The following is a 1,046-nucleotide window of genomic DNA, read 5'->3' as shown; positions in this document are numbered from 1 at the left end:
CTTTGTGTCAGCACGGTGGACGCCTGCGTGACCTATGCGCGTCAACACGGTCAGAGGCCGGCGGCCAGATCGGCCAGATAGCCGGCGGCAGCGAAACGGCGATGACGGTCACGCAAATACCGTTGAGGGCTTGACTGACCCGCCGGACAGAATACGCTAGCGCAAAATACCGGCTCTGATCGCCGGGCGGCAAGAATGCCTCGTATGCCTCGCCCTTCCGGCGCTGGCTGCGAGGCATTGTCATTTTGGGGATCTGTTTGAAACGGCATATCGAGATCGGCATCCTGTATTCCCGCTCGGGGAGCTATCAGCTCGTCTCCGATGCGTGCCGCATCGGCGCCATGCGCGCCATCGCCGACATCAACGCCGATCGCAGCTCAGGCATCGAACTGGTGCCGGTCGAGCGCGATCCGCAAAGCAATGCGGACCGTTACGCGACGCTGTGCGAGGATATTTTCAGGACCAGCAGCGCGCGCCATGTCGTCGGCTGCGTCACCTCGTGGAGCCGCAAGGAAACCATTCCGGTGCTCGAGAAGGCGGGCGGCATGCTCTGGTACGCCTGCCCCTATGAGGGCTTCGAGGCCAACGAGCACGTCGTCTACATGCACGCCTGCCCCAACCAGCATCTGGTGCCGCTGATGGCGCATGTCGTGCCGCGTTTCGGCGCCAACGGTTTCCTGCTCGGCTCGAACTACATCTGGGGCTGGGAGATGAACCGCGTCGCCCGCGACCTGATCGCCGATGCCGGCGGCAAGGTGCTGGGCGAACGCTATCTGCGCATCGGCGAGACCGACGTGTCGCGGCTGATCGCGGAGATCCGTGCCACACGGCCGAACTTCATCCTCAACAACCTGATCGGCACCACTTCCTACGCCTTCCTGGCGGCCTATTGCGATCTCGGGAATGAGGATCCTGCCTTCCGCCCGGAAACCTGTCCCGTCATCTCCTGCAACCTCACCGAAGGAGAGTTGCCGGCGATCGGCGTATCCGGGAAAGGGCACCTGTCGGTCGGGCCGTACTTCGCGCCGCGGCCGGCCGCCTTCGCC

1 protein-coding gene is annotated in these 1,046 nt (G+C 64.1%); it reads left to right on the top strand.

Annotated features, from left to right (window positions below):
- Positions 1-257: 257 nt before the first annotated feature.
- Positions 258-1,046 (top strand): transporter substrate-binding protein (locus EN906_RS35175; RefSeq protein WP_127375825.1); only part of this gene is annotated, 789 nt, incomplete at its 3' end.

The sequence above is a fragment of the Mesorhizobium sp. M7A.F.Ca.CA.004.06.1.1 genome (assembly GCF_003999135.1).
In the GTDB taxonomy this organism is placed as follows: Bacteria; Pseudomonadota; Alphaproteobacteria; order Rhizobiales; family Rhizobiaceae; genus Mesorhizobium.
This window is presented reverse-complemented; position numbering and strand designations above follow the sequence as displayed.